Below are 19,194 nucleotides of genomic sequence, written 5' to 3' on the forward strand. Positions count from 1 at the left end.
AGATGACAGATGAAATTGCAAGATATTCTGATACTGATTTAGCAGAATTCAAAGAGATAATCCTCGGGAAAATTAAAAAAGCACAAGCTGATTTAGATCTGATAAAAAGTGCATACATGAATGATTTAAATAACGGAACCGACGATACTTCGCCAACTTTTAAAGCCTTTGAAGAAGGAAGCGAAACGATGTCTAAAGAAGCAAACTCTCAACTGGCAATTCGTCAGGAAAAGTTTATTCGGGATTTGAAAAATGCCCTTTTCCGTGTCGAAAATAAAACGTACGGAGTGTGTAAAGTCTCTGGCAAATTAATCGGGAAAGAAAGATTGAAAATTGTCCCTCACGCTACAATGAGTATTGAAGCAAAGAACTTGCAACGATAAACTACTAGTTAAACAATATTTAACGCTCCGTTGGGAGCGTTTTTTTTGATTAAATTGCTATTTTTGCGCCATTAAAATTTATAAAATGTCATTACGAAAAGCGTATCTCCTTATTTTTATTTTACTGCTTGTTGATCAAGTCACTAAAATCTACATCAAAACTAATTTTATCTTAGGGGAAGAAGTCGAAGTATTCAAATGGTTCAAAATCCTTTTCATTGAAAATGAGGGAATGGCATGGGGAACAGTAATTCCGGGGGTTTACGGAAAATTATTTTTAACCCTTTTTAGATTGGTTGCTGTAGGCGGAATTGGGTACTGGCTATGGGATTCTATAGAAAGGAAAAATAGTTCTAACTATCTAATTGTTGCCATCTCATTGATTTTGGCAGGTGCTTTTGGGAACATCATCGATTCTGTTTTTTACGGAATTATTTTTGATGACAGTCAGCAAGAAGTGGCTACTTTATTCTCAGATCAACCTTATGGAACGTGGTTTCACGGAAGAGTGGTAGATATGTTTTACTTTCCTTTTTGGCATGGAAATTTACCTAGTTGGTTGCCAATTTGGGGCGGAAAAGAATTTACGTTTTTCAACGCTATTTTTAATGTTGCCGATATGGCGATTTCAACAGGAGTTGGAATCTTGATTTTTTTCAACAAAAAAGCATTTCATCACGATTAGATTCAACTTTTTTATAACATACAAAAAGACCTGTTCCTGATTCGAGCAAGTCTTTTTTGTTTGTATTAATTTTTACTGTGTCCGGGGGCATATCGTTTAGCGCTTTTCCCGCCATATATTTTTTTTGCTTGACCTGGAGGTAGTTTTTTAGCTTTGTAGGATGATCTGCTGGTTCCGGTTTGAATGCTGCAGCTTGAAAAGGAAACTGCAAAAAGAATGACCATAACGCTTACGGCAAATCTTGAATTTTTGAATGTTCTCATAAGTTAAGTGAATTGTATCAGTTGCAAAAGTACGGATTAAAATTTATAAACTTGATTCGGATTCACACAGTAATCCAGTTGTACATCGCCTTCAAAAACGTCAGTAATCAATTCATCGGAGTCAAAAAAGGAAAGTCCAATTTTGATTGCATCCGGTTTGCACTCTGATAAAAATGTATCGTAAAATCCTTTGCCGTAACCCACCCGATGTCCTTTTTTGTCGAAAGCCAAAAGCGGAACAAAAACCACATCGATTTTAGTAGAAGGAACTTCAATACCATCTACCGGTTCGGGAATGTTATATTCATTTTTTTTGATTCGGGTATTATCAGTCAAAAGAAAATGCGTCATCTTTCTGGTGGCAAAATCAGCTTTGGAAACAATAATCTCTTTATCTTTTCCAGATAATATGTGAAGAATAAATTCTGTATTAACCTCTTTTTGTTCTGTTATGGGAAGGAAAATATGAAAATAGGTTTTCTCCCAAATTGGAATCGCGAGTATTTTATTGGCTACTGCCAAACTTTTATCCTCGATTTCATTTTCGGAAAGGAAGTTCCGTAAGGCTTTGTATTTTTTCCGTAAGGCTGTTTTATTCATGTTTTATTATTTTGAACCGGATGCAAAAGTATGGATTGTATACTCGTATTTAAAGAGAAAGATGGTAGATGGCATCACCCTGGTATACGATGGGCGCATCATTTACATTAAAAATATAACCTGAATTGGGTGCTTTTACTTTGTGTTCAACCTTTCCGTAGGGATCAGAAATCGAGCCCAAGAGTTGTCCTTTTGTTACGTAATTACCAATTTTAGTATGACCGTGAAACATCCCGGAGTATTTGGCTCTGACCCAAACGGATTTTTCTATATAAATGGTTTCTTTTTCAGGGGTTATGGTTTTTTTCTTTGCATTTAACATCCCCAGATGATGCAATATTCGTTTAGAACCTTCAACTCCTTCCTGTGTGACCGCTTCATCTATGTCAATGGATTTTCCGCCTTCAAACAGCAGCATTTTTACCCCCAATTTGTTACATGAATTTCTAAAAGTTCCTGGAATGTTTTTTGAAAACATTGTAAAAGAGGTGTTAAAAATGTCCGATAAGGCTTTCAGTTCTGGATTATTAGGAACAATACGAATTTGTGGGGCATTGAAGCGACTGGCGCCACCGGAATGAAAATCAATTACATAATCTACATGTGGAATAATTTCTTTAAGTAAATTATACGCAAACCGGCTTGCAAGTGAGCCCGTTTTACTGCCAGGGAATACCCGGTTTAAGTCCCGTTTGTCTGGAAATTCTCGGGATTGATTCACGAATCCAAAGACATTAATCACGGGAATACAGATAATGGTTCCTGTTTTTGGTTTATTGATTTTTTGTACAATCAGCTGGCGTACAATTTCGATCCCGTTAATTTCATCTCCATGAAGCCCCGCGGTGAATAACACGGTAGGCCCGTTGATTTTTGACCGTTCCACAATTATTGGAATTTTCAGTTTGGTCATGGTATGGAGTTTTGCAATTTCCATATTGATGGTTTTGCTGTCTCCCGGTAAGATGGGCTCTTTTAAGATCGTTATGTTTTTAGGTTCTCGTATATTCATAGAAAGTTTAAAGGCTAAATTTAGAAAATTATTCGGGAAGAAATAAGAAGTGCGTCATTTTTCGCTTTTGAAAAATGTTATTTGTATTTTTGAAGTGCAAAATTAAATTAAAAAGAATCAATCTAAAATGCTACTTCCTTCACTTGAACTCCAAATCCAAACCTTACCTGATAATCCAGGCGTATACCAATATTACGACAAGGAAGGGAAAATTTTGTATGTAGGCAAAGCCAAAAATTTAAAAAAAAGAGTTTCTTCGTATTTCAATAAAATTCATGACACGGCCAAAACCAATGTGCTCGTTAAGAAGATCGTGACCATAAGACACATTGTGGTTCCTACGGAAACCGATGCCCTTTTACTTGAAAATAACCTAATAAAAACCTTGCAGCCGCGCTACAATGTGTTATTGCGGGATGATAAAAGTTATCCGTGGTTGTGCATCAAGAAAGAACCTTTTTCGCGCATATTTGCGACTCGGAGAATGGTCAAAGACGGGTCGGAGTATTTTGGGCCGTATACTAGTTTCAAAACCGTCAGCACTATTTTAGAACTGATCAAAGAGTTGTATCCGCTTAGAACTTGCAATTATGATTTGAGTAAAAGCAATATTGAAAGTGGAAAATTCAAGGTGTGTCTTGAGTATCATATTGGTAATTGTATGGGGCCTTGCGAAGGATTAGAAACTTTAGAAAATTACCAAAAACAAGTGGATGCGATTCGCGAAATCCTGAAAGGAAATTTCAAAGAAAGCATGAAAGATTTCAAGCGTGTGATGACCAATCTGGCCGCCGACATGCATTTTGAAGAAGCGCAAAAAATCAAAGAAAAAATAAATATTTTAGAGAATTACCAATCGCGGTCTACGATTGTAAATCCAAAAATCACTAATATCGATGTGTTTTCAATAGTTTCGGATGAAAGTGCGGCTTATGTGAATTTCCTTCAAATTTCGCACGGTTCGATTATTCGTTCGCACACGATGGAAATCAAAAAGAAACTTGACGAAACCGATGAAGAATTACTGGAATTAGCAATTATTGAACTGCGGGAACGTTTTCAATTGCTGTCGCGTGAGATAATCGTACCGTTTCCTGTTGATTTGGGGGAGAATATAAAAGTAACCGTTCCGCAATTAGGAGATAAAAAGCAAATTTTGGATTTATCCATTCGCAACGCTAAGTTTTACCGAATTGAACAACTCAAACAACTGCAAATTGTAGATCCAGACCGTCATACAAAAAGGATTATGGCACAAATGCAAAAAGATTTGCGATTGCCTGTAGAGCCAAGACATATTGAATGTTTTGACAACTCGAATATTCAAGGAACAAATCCTGTAGCGGCTTGTGTGGTTTTTAAAGATGGAAAACCCAGCAAAAAAGACTACCGCCATTTTAATATTAAAACAGTCGAAGGACCGGATGATTTTGCTTCAATGACCGAAGTGGTTTATAGAAGGTACAAACGATTGCTGGACGAAAAGGAACCGTTACCGAATTTAATAATTATTGACGGTGGAAAAGGGCAATTGTCATCAGCGCTGAAGAGTCTTGACGAATTGGGTCTTCGGGGAAAAATAGCCATAATTGGCATTGCCAAAAGGCTCGAAGAACTTTTTTATCCGGGTGATTCTATTCCATTATATTTAGATAAAAAATCAGAAACCCTTAAAATAATCCAGCAATTACGCAACGAAGCGCACCGTTTTGGGATAACGCATCACCGGGATAAAAGGAGTAAAGCAGCACTGAATTCTTCGATAGAATCCATTCCCGGTATTGGCGAAAAAACGATGCTGACCTTGATCCAGCACTTCAAAAGTGTTAAAAGATTGAAATTAGCAACAGAAAAAGAAATTTCGGACGTTATAGGTGTGTCTAAAGCCAAAAAAATTACCGAATTTTACAAGGCAATAGATCAATGATTAATCTAGAATATCTAAATCTGGACAAATAATACCCAATGGCGTCCAGTTTTAGTACTACCAAATTGCTGCTTATGAAGAAAATCGCACTAATATTTCTTGTTTTTACTAGTTTGATGGTGTTTTCGCAGGAGCAAAAAAGACCCAAAGTAGGCTTGGTTTTAAGCGGTGGTGGTGCAAAAGGATTTGCTCATATAGGAGTCCTTAAGGTGTTAGAAGAAGCGGGTGTCAAGATTGATTATATAGGCGGAACCAGTATGGGTGCGGTTATTGGAGGGTTGTATGCTTCAGGTTACAACGCGAACCAGATCGATTCTATTTTTCAAGCGACCGATTTCAATGAATTAATAAATGATTTTATCCCCAGGTCTTCTAAGAATTTTTACGAAAAAAGAAACGACGAATTGTATGCTTTGGTTTTACCGTTTGACAAATTCAAAATAGGAATTCCAGAAGCTTTGTCTAAAGGAATCTACAATTATAATTTATTGAGCAGAATTACCAGAAACGTTAGACACATCAAAGATTTTAACCAGCTTCCAATTCCTTTTTTATGTATTGGAACTAATATTGAAACGGGAGAGCAAGTCTTATTGAACAAAGGGAACCTGGCACAGGCCATGATTGCCAGTTCCGCATTTCCCTCCTTATTTTCTCCGGTTGAAATTGGTGGAAAAATTCTGGTCGATGGCGGCGTTGTTAATAATTATCCTATTGAAGAGGTGCGAAAATTAGGTGCGGACATCATTATAGGAGTTGATGTTCAAAATGATTTATTAGACCGAACACAACTCAAGGATGCTACTAAAATTTTGGTTCAAATCACCAACCTTCAATCTATAGAGCGAATGAAAAGAAATGTAACGGATACCGATATTTATATTAGACCAGACGTTACACAATATGGTGTGATCTCATTTGACAAGGGAAGGGAAATAATAAGAAAAGGGGAGGAAGCAACATTAGGCATTTATGAACAACTCAAACAACTTGTTGATGTGTCCAATCCCTATACAAAACCCAAGTTAAAACTACTGTCAGACAGCCTGCAAATAAGAGCAATAAACAGCAATGAATTAAAGAATTACACGAAAGAGTATGTCATAGGGAAGCTAAGATTTAAGCCCGGAGTAAAAACGTGCTATGATGATTTATTAAGAGGCATTAATAATATCAATGCAACCAAAAATTTCAGCTCTATCTCATATTCATTGGAACCTAATAAAGGAGGTGTAGACCTGAACATAAATTTAGAAGAGAATTCAACAAAAACCTATTTAAAATTTGGCCTGCATTATGATAATTTATTCAAAAGTGGCGTTTTGGTAAATTTGACCCGTAAAAAAACACTTTTTAAAAATGATATAGCCTCTCTGGATATTGTTTTAGGAGATAATATTAGATATAATTTAGATTATTACATTGAAAATGGATTTAATTTGAGTTTTGGTTTTAAATCTAATTACAACCAATTTAATAGGAATGTAGCCAAAGAAATAAGCAGTACAACGTTTAATAATCCTGATATAAATTCGATTAATATAAATTTTACGGACTTGACAAATCAAGCATATTTCCAGTCTTTATTTGTTCAAAAATTTCTTATAGGAGGCGGAGTCGAACTCAAATATTTAAAAATAAAATCAGAAACACTCGCCAATGTAAATCCAATAATTGACAACAGTAATTACTTCAGTCTTTTTGGCTACATGAAATTTGATTCTTTTGATAATAAATATTTCCCTAAAAAAGGATGGTATTTTACTGGTGATATTCAAACCTATTTGCTGTCGTCTAATTACACGGGTGATTTTCAACCGTTTTCTATTGCTAAAGCCGATTTTGGTGTAGCTGCAACTTTATTTAAGAACGCTACAGTAAAATTCCAAACCGATGCCGGGTTTTCTTTTGGTCAGGAGAGCGTTGCTTTCTTTAATTTTATTTTAGGGGGATATGGGTATAATCCGCTTAATAATTTCAAATATTTATATGGATACGATTATTTAAGTGTGGCCGCTAATAGTTATATAAAATCAACAGGAACGATAGATTACGAGTTTTATAAAAAAAATCATATCAATTTTTCGGCAAATTTTGCTAATATTGGAGATCAGATTTTTGAGACCGTGGATTGGGTTTCAATTCCAAAATATTCTGGCTATGCCGTAGGATATGGTTTAGAAACAGTCATTGGACCTATAGAAATAAAATATTCTTGGTCCCCGGAACAACCAAAAGGATTTACATGGTTCAGCATTGGGTTTTTGTTTTAATTGTAATTTATTTCGATAATAATTCCGATATTTGTTATAATGAAAACAAAATGGCTAGATTTATTAGAGCATCTTCAATTCCTTATCAAGAGAAATCCTGAGTAAGCACCTTTTTTGATTTATCATAGCACATTATAAAGTAATCTCAACTTTAATCTGTTACACTTTTAAACAAAAAAATCATGCCTTTATACCACAAATTAGGAAGTTTTCCTCAAAAAAGACACACACAATTCGAAAAACCAAATGGTGGTTTGTATTACGAACAACTCTTTGGAACAGAGGGTTTTCATGGCCATTCTTCCTTATTATATCACGTTCACAGGCCTACGCAAGTCAAGGAAATTCTTCGTTCGTATTCGGTTGAGCCAAAAATTGCCATTGGAAAAAACATCAAATCATTACTGCTAAAAGGTTTTGAGTTAAGGCCGGAGGACGATTTTCTGGACAGCCGCAAAGCCATGTTGATCAATAAAGATTGTATTATAGGACTAGCCGCGCCAAGACAATCCTTACGAAGTTATTTCTATAAAAACGCCGATGCTGATGAAATGATTTTCATACACAAAGGAAAAGGAAAATTGCGCACCATGATGGGAAATATTCCTTTCGAATATGGCGATTACTTGATTATTCCTCGCGGAATGATTTACCAAATTGATTTTGAAACTTCGGAAAACAGATTGTTTTACGTCGAATCATTTGCTCCTTTTTACACGCCGAAACGCTATAAAAATGAATCAGGTCAACATTTAGAACATTCGCCATTTTGCGAGCGCGACTTTATTTTACCAACAGAATTAGAAACGCATGATGAAAAAGGTGATTTTCTAATAAAAATCAAGAAAGAAGGAATGATGCATGAATTCGTTTATGCCACGCATCCCTTTGATGTAATAGGTTGGGACGGTTATAATTTTCCATACGGATTTAGTATTCATAATTTCGAACCTATAACAGGTCGGGTACACCAGCCACCACCAGTTCATCAAACTTTCGAAACTTCAACTTTTGTCGTTTGTTCGTTCTGTCCACGATTGTACGATTACCATCCAAAATCCATTCCTGCGCCTTACAATCACAGTAATATAGATAGTGATGAGGTTTTGTATTATGTAGATGGGGATTTTATGAGTCGCAACAATATAGAGCAAGGTCACATTACACTACATCCAAAAGGTATTCCTCACGGACCGGCGCCAGGTGCTATGGAACGCAGCATTGGTCATACAGAAACCCACGAATTAGCGGTTATGGTTGATACTTTTCGCCCCTTAATGGTCACCGAAGAAGCGATGGGGTTGGACGACGGCCAATATTATAAATCTTGGGTAGAATAAGTCATTGCGAGCAACGAAGCAATCACACGTATATATAATAATAAGGAAGCTATTTCCTGCTGTACACTTTATCTTTTCCTGGCTAAAGAAGCCAGAAAAAGGTAGTTGCGAGAGCAATTCGACCATCAGGACTAGGGCTTTAGAGTAAACAGCAACATAATTTTAAATTAATAAATTCGTGTACATCTGCTTTATCCGCGTCAACCGCGTTCCAAAACTAGAGATGCCGAATCAAAAAATAAATCACAATGAGCAAAGAAGTAAAATCAGTAGAATACGGACTCGAAAAAATATTTGAAGGAGCACAAGATTTCCTTCCGTTATTAGGAACCGATTATGTAGAATTCTACGTAGGAAATGCAAAACAATCCGCACATTATTATAAAACGGCTTTTGGGTATCAGTCTTTGGCGTATGCCGGACTAGAAACCGGAGTGCGAGACAGAACGTCGTATGTGCTAAAACAAGATAAAATCCGTATTGTATTAACTACGCCATTAACACAAGATTCTCTCATACATGACCATTTAAGGAAACATGGAGACGGTGTTAAAGTAGCTGCGCTTTGGGTAGAAGATGCCACAAGTGCGTACGAAGAAACCATGAAACGTGGGGCGCGTTCTTTTATGGAGCCAACCGTAGAAAAAGATGAATTTGGAGAAGTAATACGTTCTGGAATTTATACCTACGGCGAAACGGTTCATATTTTTGTGGAGCGTAAAAATTATACGGGCGTTTTCCTTCCGGGTTATAAGGAATGGAAATCCGAGTATAATCCGGAACCAACAGGTTTGAAATACATCGACCACATGGTGGGAAATGTGGGCTGGAACGAAATGAATACTTGGGTAAAGTTCTATGAAGATGTAATGGGATTTGTAAATTTCCTTTCTTTTGATGACAAACAAATCAATACGGAATATTCAGCGTTGATGAGCAAAGTAATGTCAAACGGAAATGGAAGAATCAAATTTCCAATCAACGAACCTGCCAAAGGAAAAAAGAAATCACAAATTGAGGAATACTTAGACTTTTATGGTGGGCCTGGAATTCAACATATCGCTATAGCAACGGACGATATTATCAAAACAGTATCGCAACTCAAAGCAAGAGGAATTGAATTTTTGTCTGCTCCTCCACATACCTATTATGAAGCCATTCCGGAGCGATTGGGCGATCACATGAAAATGATGAAAGAAGATTTGAACGAAATCGAGAAACTGGCCATCATGGTAGATGCCGATGAAGAAGGGTATTTGTTGCAAATTTTCACAAAACCAGTACAGGACCGGCCGACCTTGTTTTTTGAAATTATACAAAGAATGGGTGCCAAAGGTTTTGGAGCGGGGAACTTTAAGGCACTATTTGAATCAATTGAGCGAGAACAGGAATTACGAGGAACGTTGTAAAAAAGCATTATTTTTACATATTGTGAAAAAATAACCAATAAACAACATGTTTTTTTGTAAATGTTGTGTTAAACTTTTTTTTTAACAAAAATAAGTGGGTTTGTTAACTACCTTTGCACTCGCAAAAAGGGAAGGGGTGGTTTCCTTCCTGATTTCATATAAATTTCATAGTTTATAGTTTTTTGGTTAGTTAATAGCATAAAAACTCAGTCATTATTTGACTGAGTTTTTTTGTTTTGATATATTTGGAACAAAATTTGCTAATAGAGTTAATAAACGGGTAAATTAAGTGATGAAAAAACTATTCTTATTCTTTGTGTTGATTATAACAGTAAGCTTTGATTCTCCTCAGGAAGATGCTTACGGAGTGGGTGAGTGGTTCAAATTCAGGATACACTATGGAATAGTCAATGCCGGTTATGCTACGCTGGAAGTAAAAGAGGCCAGTTTAAACAACAAAAAAACGTTTCATGTTGTTGGTAAAGGATACACCACAGGGATGTCTCGTTTTTTCTTTAAAGTAGATGATTTATACGAAAGCTACATTGATAAGGAAACAGGAAATCCGTACCAGTTCGTTCGAAAAATTGATGAAGGGGGCTATACTAAAAATCAAGAAGGATTTTTTGACCAATCTACAAATAGAGTTGTTGTAAAAGATTATAAGCATAAAACCGAAAAAACACTTTACATTCCAAAAAACACTCAGGATATTTTATCTGCCTTTTATTATTTAAGAAACTATCCTACTATCGATAAATTGAAAATTGGTGATTCAGTGGCAATCGATATGTTTTTTGATAACGAAACTACTAAATTCAAGCTAAAGTTTATTGGACGAGAAAATATTACCACTAAATTTGGCGTTGTTTCGGCTATGATTTTTAGACCTTTGGTACAATCAGGACGCGTTTTCAAAGAGCAAGAAAGTCTTACTGTCTGGATTTCGGACGATGACAATAAAGTGCCGCTGAGGATAAAAGCCAGTCTGGCAGTAGGGTCAATCAAAGCAGATATTGAAGGATACAGAGGATTGAAAAATCCTTTTAAAACAAAAAAATAATGAGCATTAAAGACAATTCAGAGGCTATTTTAAAAGAAATTGAGCTTAAATATGAAGCGATAAATCAAAAAACAGAAACACAGCTCGAAGGATTATTGTGGTCCAAGCCAATCACCTATTGGGATTATATTCAGACAGATGCCCTGTTGAATCTTCAAATCCAGAGAACGACGCTTCCGGACGAAATGGTTTTTATCATGTACCACCAGGTTAATGAATTGATATTTAAAATGATTCTCTGGGAGATGCAGCAAATTTCCTATTGTAAAAACATTAGTACAGTATTTTTCACAGAGCGATTAATGCGAATCAGCCGTTACTTTGACATGTTAACCACATCTTTTGATATTATGGGAAATGGAATGGAAGTGGAGCAATACATGAAATTTAGAAACACACTAACTCCGGCCAGCGGCTTTCAAAGTGCGCAATACCGCTTGATAGAATTTTCATCAACTGACCTAATAAATCTGATAGATCATCGTTATAGAGATACCATCGACAGGAATACCACGTATGAGTTTGCACTAGAGCATTTGTATTGGCAAGCAGCCGGAAAAGAGCATCAAAGCGGTAAAAAATCATTTTTACTGGAGGAGTTTGAAAAAAAATACAAGAAGGAATTCTTAGCCCATATGGAGGAATACAACACCATTAATATTTGGCAAAAATTCAAACAATTACCGGAAACAGATCAGAAAAATCCAGAACTAGTTCAAGCGATGCGTCATTATGACCATACGGTAAATATTACTTGGGTAATGCAACACCTTAATACAGCAAAAAAATATATAGATCAGAGCGGTAAAGGGGATGGTGAAGCTACTGGCGGGAGTGACTGGAAAAAATACATGCATCCAAAATATCAAAGAAGAATTTTCTTCCCGGAATTATGGAGTAGCCACGAATTAGAAAATTGGGGAGTAGAAATGTAGATTGAATAAAAAAAACAAGATTTGAAACAAATATTTATAATTATAATAGTACTTTTTTCTTTAGTATCCTGTGATAAAAAAAAGGAAATCGTGCCGGAAAAAGTAGTGAAAATTGTTCCTAAAAAGAGTGCGTTTGGGTTTATTCTTGCGGATTTTAATATCGTTAATGATACTATCGAAAGGGGAGATACTTTTGGAACCATTATTCAAAATCAGAATATTGGGAAACGAAAAGTATATGATATTATTGCTAAAGTGAGAGATTCGTTTGATGTAAGAAGTATAAGAATCAACAGGCCTTTTACGTTGTTGAGATCCAAAGATAAAAAACATAATTTACAGGCTTTTATTTATCAACCCGATGCGCTGAGTTATTACGTTATTGATATGCGGGACACAGCGGTAGTTGTTTATAAAAAAACTAAGCCCATTACAATTAGGCGACGCACCATTGGTGGCGTTTTGAAAGAATCCTTGTCTGCAACATTGGGTAATGCCAAGATTGAAGGGGCTCTAGCAAATAAAATAGCTAAAATTTATGCGTATTCTATTGATTTTATGAAACTCAAAAAAGGAGATCGTTTTGCGATAACGTTTACAGAGCGCTTTATAAATGATTCCGTTTATGACGGAGTCGAAGAACTGGAAGCCTCTTTTTTTGAATACGGAGGAAAAATTATTTATGCCTTTCCCTTTGCGCAGAACCCCAATTCAGATAAAATTCAATATTATAATGAAGAAGGGAAAACACTAAAAAATTTCTTTCTTAAGTCTCCAATAAAATTCAGTAGAATTTCGTCAAGATTTTCAAACAGTAGATTTCATCCGGTTCAGCACAGATGGAAAGCGCATAAAGGAACGGATTATGCCGCACCACGCGGAACTCCTATTACCGTTACCGCTGGCGGTGTTGTGGAGCAAAGTGGTTTTACTGCCGGAAATGGAAATTATGTAAAAGTAAAACACAATGGAACCTATTCTACACAATACCTGCACATGTCAAAAATTTTGGTAAGACGCGGTCAACGGGTCAGTCAGGGACAAGTCATTGGTTTAGTTGGGAGTACAGGGCTGGCAACAGGGCCGCATGTATGTTATCGATTTTGGAAAAACGGGAGACAAGTGGATGCATTAAGACTTAAATTACCGAGTGGAGAACCTATGAATGGCGCTAATAAAAGTCGGTTTTTGACACAAATAACGCCCTTGAAATTTGAACTGGACAGTGTGGCTAACCTGTAAATAACAGTTGTAAAATCATCACAGTTTTTTCAAAAAAGACGAGTTGCTTAGTGTTAGTCCCAAAAAACACTGGGATCTTGTTATATTACTATAGTTTAATATAATGCAAAACCATTTTTCATTAAAACTAATTTGAGTATTTTTGCTCAAATTTTAACAATACTAGAAATTCTTACACATGGCTTTAAATACTATAAACCCTACTGGAACGAGTGCTTGGAAGAAACTTGAAAAACATTATGCCAAAATGCAAAAAGCGTCTTTGCAAGAATTATTTCAATTGGATACTGAGAGAACAGAAAAATTTAATTTAAAATGGAATGATTTTTTAATTGATTATTCTAAAAACAATATCAATCAAGAAACGATTCAGCTTTTGCTTGAACTGGCTGATGAAGTTGGACTTAAAACAGCTATTGCTGATTATTTTGAGGGTGCACCAATCAATCAAACGGAGAACAGAGCCGTACTGCATACCGCCTTGCGGGTCAAAGAAACAGCAGTTATAAAAGTGGATGGAGTCAATGTAGTCCCAGAGGTATACCAGGTAAAACACAAAATAAAGAAATTCACGAACGAAGTCACTTCAGGAGAAAGAACAGGTTTTACAGGGAAGCCGTTCACTGATGTGGTCAATATAGGTATAGGAGGCTCGGATTTAGGGCCTGTTATGGTTGTTGAGGCATTGCAATTTTATAAAAATCATTTAAATGTTCATTTTGTTTCTAATGTGGATGGGGATCATGTAAATGAAATCATAAAAAAACTAAATCCGGAAACAACCCTTTTTGTGATTGTTTCCAAAACATTTACAACTCAGGAAACACTGACCAACTCTGAGACCATTAGAAAATGGTTCTTACAAACCGCTACTCAAGCGGATGTAGCCAAGCATTTTGTTGCAGTTTCCTCCAATATTCAAAAAGTAACAGCGTTTGGAATCAATCCAGACAACGTATTCCCTATGTGGGATTGGGTTGGCGGAAGATTTTCTTTATGGAGTGCCGTTGGACTTACGATAAGTTTAGCCGTAGGATATGATAATTTTGACGGATTGTTAAAAGGAGCCAATGAAATGGATGACCATTTCAAAACTGCCGATTTTGACCAAAACATGCCGGTTACGTTAGCGTTATTGAGTATTTGGTACAACAATTTTTTTGGTGCCGAAAGTGAAGCTTTGATTCCGTACACGCAATACTTACAAAAATTAGCCCCCTACTTGCAACAAGGAACAATGGAAAGCAATGGTAAAAGTGTGGGTCGGGACGGGAAACCAGTCAATTACCAAACTGGGACGATCATTTGGGGGGAGCCGGGGACTAATGCACAACATGCTTTTTTTCAGTTAATTCACCAAGGGACAAAACTGATACCTGCAGATTTTATTGGATTTGTAACTCCGCTATACGGCGACTATGATCATCATGATAAACTAATGTCTAACTTTTTTGCACAAACAGAAGCATTAATGCATGGGAAATCAGTAGAACAAGTACAAGCTGAATTTGATACACAAGGAATTTCAGCTGATAAAGCAAAATTCCTTTTGCCATTTAAAGTTTTTACAGGCAACAAGCCAACGAATACTATTTTAATCCAAAAGCTGACCCCCGAATCCTTGGGCTCTTTGATTGCTTTGTACGAGCATAAGATTTTTGTACAAGGAGTGATCTGGAATATTTTTAGTTTTGACCAGTGGGGAGTTGAATTAGGAAAACAATTGGCTAATTCTATCTTGACAGAAATTAATACAAAAACGGTTGAAACGCATGACAGCTCTACCACTTTTTTATTGAATCATTTTTTGAAAAATAAACAGGAGTAAATAGGTCACTGATTTTTATGATTTTATCAATTTTCATTTAAGGCAGATTACTGCTCTGTTTTTGATGGAGGTATAAAACACTAAAAGCCCTGAATTTAGCTAATTCAGGGCTTTTAGTGTTTAAGTAACGCTGTTAGAGCACTTTTTTTTAAATTTGTGTTATTTTTTTAGTATTTGCAATTGGTAATTAGGTGTGAATAGTTTAAAACAAAATGATTTTAATTGTACAATCTCGTTTTTTTTAATTAAAAAAAACGAGATTGTTGTTTTAAGATAAAAATTCTGTTTAAAAGAAATGCTATTCTTAACGTTATGTTAACTTATTTAAGTAAAAATGTTATATTTTTGCCAAATATTAATAAACTAAACAAAAAACAAAAATGAAAAAAATTATTTTTATTTTAATTATTTTTTTATCAGTTGTTGGTCATTCGCAGGTTACTAGTTCTGCTATGTCTGGTATTGTTAAATCAGATACTGGAGAGACTTTGCCTGGAGCGTCAGTAGAAATTGTTCACAAGCCTACAGGAACGAAATATTTTTCAACTACTGGTTCTGATGGTGGATATGCTGTCCAAGGAATAAGACCAGGTGGACCTTACACTGTAAAAGTCACGTATATTGGTTACAAAACAACTGAAATCACAGAAATTACTGCTCCTTTAGGGAATAATTTAACTGTAAATGTAGTTGTTCAGGAAGAGTCTAATGTTTTGAGTGAAGTTATAGTCTCAACAAAATCAAAAGGGAATTTCAATAAAGGAAGAACTGGAGCATCTCAACAATTTTCTAACAGAGAAATCACTGCCGTACCAGTAACAGGTGCGCGTTCCATAAATGCAATTACCAAGTACAATGCTAATGCAGGTAGTAACGGTACTTTTGGTGGTCAGGATTCAAGATTGAACAATTTTACTATTGACGGATCTGTTTTTAATAATGGTTTTGGTTTAGGTAGTGACTCACAAGCCGGAGGAAGAACCGGTTCTACAGCTATTTCATTAGATGCTATTGAGCAATTACAAGTAAATATCGCTCCTTATGACGTACGTCAATCCGGATTTTTAGGTTCTGGAATCAATGCGGTTACCAAAAGTGGAACGAATGAGGTGGAAGGGTCAATATACAACTCATTCCGGAGCAACAAAAAAGACTTCATAGGAAGTAAAGCAGGAGAAAGAACAGTAGTACCTGGAAAATTTGAAGAAAAAATTTGGGGTGCCAGAATTGGAGCACCAATCATTAAAGATAAATTATTTTTCTTTGGGAATGTTGAAACTATAGAGAACATTAGTCCGGCTACTACTTGGACATCTACAGGTTCGCCACAAGCAAGTGCGCAGGTTTCTAGACCTACTTTCGAACAAATGCAGACACTTTCAAATTTCTTGCAAGATAAATTTAATTACACTACTGGTCCTTGGGAGAATTATGATTCAGAAAGGATTTCAAAAAAATTCCTAGCCAGACTTGACTGGAATATTAATGATAATCATCAATTAACTGCTCGTTATGTATTTCATGATTCAAGTTCTGATGAATTAACATCGAACTCAAATTCATTAGGTTTTGGAAATAGAAGAACAAGTCCTCTTGCTATGTCTTTCAAAAACAGTGGATACGTTATTCAAGATAATACTAGATCAGTAGTTTTAGAATTGAATAGTAAACTAAGCAATTCTTGGTACAATAATTTTATAGCTGGTTACGATAAGCAAATTGAAGACAGAGCATTACAAGGTGGTGGGTTATTTCCAACAATTGATATTTTGGATGGGTCTACTACAGCTATCTCGGCAGGTTTAGATCCGTTCACTCAAGGAAATAAACTTTCGTATTCTACTTTACATTTTACAAATAATTTGACTAAAACCATAGGAAAACATTCTTTATTGTTTGGTGCTAACTTTGAGTATTTCAAATCAAGCAACTTGTTTTTCTCTGGTTCAAATGGTGTTTACACTTTTAATTCACTTACTGACTTTTATGCAGCAGCTAATCAATCTGCAAACACTGGTGGCATTCCATCAACAACGGCACTTCCTGCACGTCTTCAATTCAGATATTCTGCATTGCCGGGTGCTCAAGAGCCATTACAAATTTTCAAGTCAAACAAATTAGATTTGTACACGCAAGATGAAATGAAATTGAGCGATAGATTTAAATTAACAGTAGGTATTCGTGCTTCAGCAGTTTGGTTTGCTGATACAGCTCTTGAGAATCCTGCAGTTACTGCATTAACTTTTGGGCAAGGCCAAAAATTTAATACAGGAGAAATGCCTGATACACAGTATTTGTTTGAGCCAAGAGTTGGTTTCAACTTAGACTTAAATGGCGATGCAAGTACTTTACTTCGTGGAGGTAGTGGTGTTTTTACAGGAAGAGCACCTTCAGTTTATTTATCTAATGCAATTGGTAATAATGGAGTGCTTACAGGTTTTGTTGATGTAAGTGGTTCGGCACTAGCTACAGGTGGGTATGGTTTTACTCCAAATCCTAATGAGTATTTCATTCCGGATACCCCAACGCTTCCTACTACTTTTGAATTGGCTTTTAGCGATAAAAAATTCAAATTTCCTCAAGTTTGGAAAACAAATATAGCGGTTGATCAAAGGCTTCCTTTTGGTTTTGTAGGTACAGTAGAAGGGATTTTTCAAAGAAATATTAATGCGATACATTATTATAATGCTAATTTTGATGCGCCAGTTGGAACTTTCAGCGGTCCGGATAACAGACCAAGATATGCTCGTACCGATGGAGGTGTTCGTGTTAATGATAATGTTTCCAGTGCCGTTGTTTTAACAAACACGGACAAAGGATATTTTTATTCTTCAACCTTTAAATTAGAGTATCCATACAAAAAAGGGCTATGGGGATCGTTTGCATACACGTATTCAAGTGCTAATGATTTGTTATCTCCGGGTTCTATTGCTTCTGGTTCGTGGACGGGCGCTAGATCTGTAAATGGAAATAACGACTTACCTTTAGCATTATCTAACAATAATACACCACATAGATTAGTTGGTATTTTAGGATACAAAATTGAATACGGTAAAAATGTAGGGGCGGCAACTTCAATCAATTTAGGATACATTGGAGAACAATCCGGACCGTTTTCCTATTCTTACGGGGGTGATATGAATGGTGACAAAGTAAATAACAATGACTTGATTTATGTCCCTAAAAATGCAAATGAAATTCGTTTTCAATCACTTTCAGTAACAAATGGGACTGTGACAACAGTCTACACTGAAGCGCAACAACAACAAGCTTACGAATCCTATATCAATCAAGATGATTACCTTTCTACTAGAAGAGGGCAGTATGCAGAGAGAAATGGAGGAGTTTTACCTATGCTACATAGATTAGATTTATCAGCAACTCAAGATTTTTATATTACAATTGCGGGTAAAAAGAATAATTTTCAATTCAGAGCTGATATCCTGAACTTTACTAATTTCATTAATAAAGATTGGGGAGTTACACAACGAGTTACAAATACAAATGTTTTGAACTACAGAACAACGACTACGAATGTTCCTTTTTATCAATTAGCGACTCAAGTAGAAGCTAACGGAACTCGAGTTTTAATAAAAGACACTTTTCAAAAAAATGCTTCAACTTTTGATGTTTGGCAAGCACAATTTACACTAAGATATATTTTTGGTAAATAGGAGTAATTTAAGTATTTGAATATTTAAAACCACGTTGAGAAACGTGGTTTTTTTATGCCTTTTTTGCCTATATTTGTTAAAACAAAAATATTATTTATGTACGATTTTATTCAAAAATTTCATTCTGGCTGGGCTTATCTGGCACTTTTAGTTTTAGTGGTGGCTGTGGTTAATTCTCTGATAGGAATGTTTTCTAAAAAAGAATTTACTTCCAAAGACAGAAAGATAGCGCTGTTTGGCTTAATAGCAATACACATTCAATTAGTAGTAGGTGTTATTTTGTATTTTGTGTCTCCCAATGGTTTGAATATGATAAAAGCCGTTGGAATGGGTGGGCTGACAACGGAAAGCCGATTGTTGGCTTTAGAACATCCTTTAATCAATATAATAGCAATTGTCTTGATTACTATTGGGTGGTCAAAACACAAAAAAGCAACTACAAGCGAATCTAAATTTAAAACATTTTCTATTTTTTATGGTTTAGGATTACTGCTTATTTTAAGCCGAATCCCATGGAAAATATGGTTTTAAAAAAAACCGTGAAAGCTCTAGAAATAGAG

General features: G+C 35.7%; 15 protein-coding genes. 12 read left to right on the plus strand and 3 right to left on the minus strand.

Going from position 1 to position 19,194, the window contains the following annotated elements; genetic code table 11:
• The first annotated feature begins 2 nt into the window (after window positions 1-2).
• Entirely contained in the window at window positions 3-383 is a 381-nt protein-coding gene (locus EKM00_RS04435) for a TraR/DksA family transcriptional regulator (protein WP_126452096.1), read from the plus strand.
• 85 nt (window positions 384-468) lie between these two features.
• Window positions 469-1,068: a lipoprotein signal peptidase gene (locus EKM00_RS04440; protein WP_126515368.1), complete on the plus strand. Its 600-nt coding sequence runs from the start codon at window positions 469-471 to the stop codon at window positions 1,066-1,068.
• 65 nt (window positions 1,069-1,133) lie between these two features.
• On the opposite strand, the gene EKM00_RS04445 is transcribed toward EKM00_RS04440, so the two are convergent.
• The 3 genes from EKM00_RS04445 to EKM00_RS04455 are packed head-to-tail and all read right to left on the minus strand — an operon-like array spanning window position 1,134 to window position 2,943.
• Window positions 1,134-1,331 carry a hypothetical protein gene (locus EKM00_RS04445; protein ID WP_126515369.1) on the minus strand — a complete coding sequence of 66 codons (198 nt, stop codon included), beginning with the start codon at window positions 1,329-1,331 and terminating at the stop codon, window positions 1,134-1,136.
• 36 nt (window positions 1,332-1,367) lie between these two features.
• Window positions 1,368-1,931, minus strand: coding sequence for a 5-formyltetrahydrofolate cyclo-ligase (locus tag EKM00_RS04450; protein ID WP_126515370.1), 564 nt, complete (start codon window positions 1,929-1,931; stop codon window positions 1,368-1,370).
• Between the two features lie 49 nt (window positions 1,932-1,980).
• Window positions 1,981-2,943 carry a succinylglutamate desuccinylase/aspartoacylase family protein gene (locus EKM00_RS04455; RefSeq protein ID WP_233588534.1) on the minus strand — a complete coding sequence of 321 codons (963 nt, stop codon included), beginning with the start codon at window positions 2,941-2,943 and terminating at the stop codon, window positions 1,981-1,983.
• 127 nt (window positions 2,944-3,070) lie between these two features.
• Between EKM00_RS04455 and uvrC the strand changes: the two genes are divergently transcribed.
• The 10 genes from uvrC to EKM00_RS04505 all read left to right on the plus strand — a co-directional run bounded on the left by uvrC (window position 3,071) and on the right by EKM00_RS04505 (window position 19,165).
• Window positions 3,071-4,870 (plus strand): excinuclease ABC subunit UvrC, encoded by a 1,800-nt coding sequence (gene uvrC, locus EKM00_RS04460; RefSeq protein WP_126515371.1) that lies wholly within the window; start codon window positions 3,071-3,073, stop codon window positions 4,868-4,870.
• A 74-nt stretch (window positions 4,871-4,944) separates the two neighbouring features.
• On the plus strand, window positions 4,945-7,143 hold the full coding sequence (locus tag EKM00_RS04465) for a patatin-like phospholipase family protein (RefSeq protein WP_126515372.1): 2,199 nt from the start codon (window positions 4,945-4,947) through the stop codon (window positions 7,141-7,143).
• Window positions 7,144-7,325: 182 nt separating this feature from the next.
• Window positions 7,326-8,483, plus strand: a complete 1,158-nt coding sequence (locus EKM00_RS04470) for a homogentisate 1,2-dioxygenase (protein WP_126452084.1) — start codon at window positions 7,326-7,328, stop codon at window positions 8,481-8,483.
• 248 nt (window positions 8,484-8,731) lie between these two features.
• A complete protein-coding gene (gene hppD / locus EKM00_RS04475; RefSeq protein WP_126515373.1) occupies window positions 8,732-9,892 on the plus strand; it encodes a 4-hydroxyphenylpyruvate dioxygenase in 1,161 nt (386 codons plus the stop codon).
• A gap of 292 nt (window positions 9,893-10,184) precedes the next feature.
• On the plus strand, window positions 10,185-10,955 hold the full coding sequence (locus EKM00_RS04480; RefSeq protein ID WP_126515374.1) for a DUF3108 domain-containing protein: 771 nt from the start codon (window positions 10,185-10,187) through the stop codon (window positions 10,953-10,955).
• On the plus strand, window positions 10,955-11,890 hold the full coding sequence (locus EKM00_RS04485) for a tryptophan 2,3-dioxygenase family protein (RefSeq protein WP_126452078.1): 936 nt from the start codon (window positions 10,955-10,957) through the stop codon (window positions 11,888-11,890). Before EKM00_RS04480 ends, EKM00_RS04485 begins: the two co-directional genes overlap by 1 nt.
• A gap of 21 nt (window positions 11,891-11,911) precedes the next feature.
• Window positions 11,912-13,132, plus strand: coding sequence for a peptidoglycan DD-metalloendopeptidase family protein (locus EKM00_RS04490; RefSeq protein ID WP_126515375.1), 1,221 nt, complete (start codon window positions 11,912-11,914; stop codon window positions 13,130-13,132).
• 178 nt (window positions 13,133-13,310) lie between these two features.
• Window positions 13,311-14,960, plus strand: a complete 1,650-nt coding sequence (gene pgi, locus EKM00_RS04495) for a glucose-6-phosphate isomerase (protein ID WP_126515376.1) — start codon at window positions 13,311-13,313, stop codon at window positions 14,958-14,960.
• A gap of 380 nt (window positions 14,961-15,340) precedes the next feature.
• Window positions 15,341-18,634 (plus strand): TonB-dependent receptor, encoded by a 3,294-nt coding sequence (locus tag EKM00_RS04500; RefSeq protein WP_126515377.1) that lies wholly within the window; start codon window positions 15,341-15,343, stop codon window positions 18,632-18,634.
• Between the two features lie 96 nt (window positions 18,635-18,730).
• Window positions 18,731-19,165, plus strand: coding sequence for a hypothetical protein (locus EKM00_RS04505; protein WP_126515378.1), 435 nt, complete (start codon window positions 18,731-18,733; stop codon window positions 19,163-19,165).
• The last annotated feature ends 29 nt before the right edge of the window (window positions 19,166-19,194 follow it).

It is taken from the genome of Flavobacterium sp. RSP15 (genome assembly GCF_003968755.1).
Taxonomy (GTDB): domain Bacteria; phylum Bacteroidota; class Bacteroidia; order Flavobacteriales; family Flavobacteriaceae; genus Flavobacterium.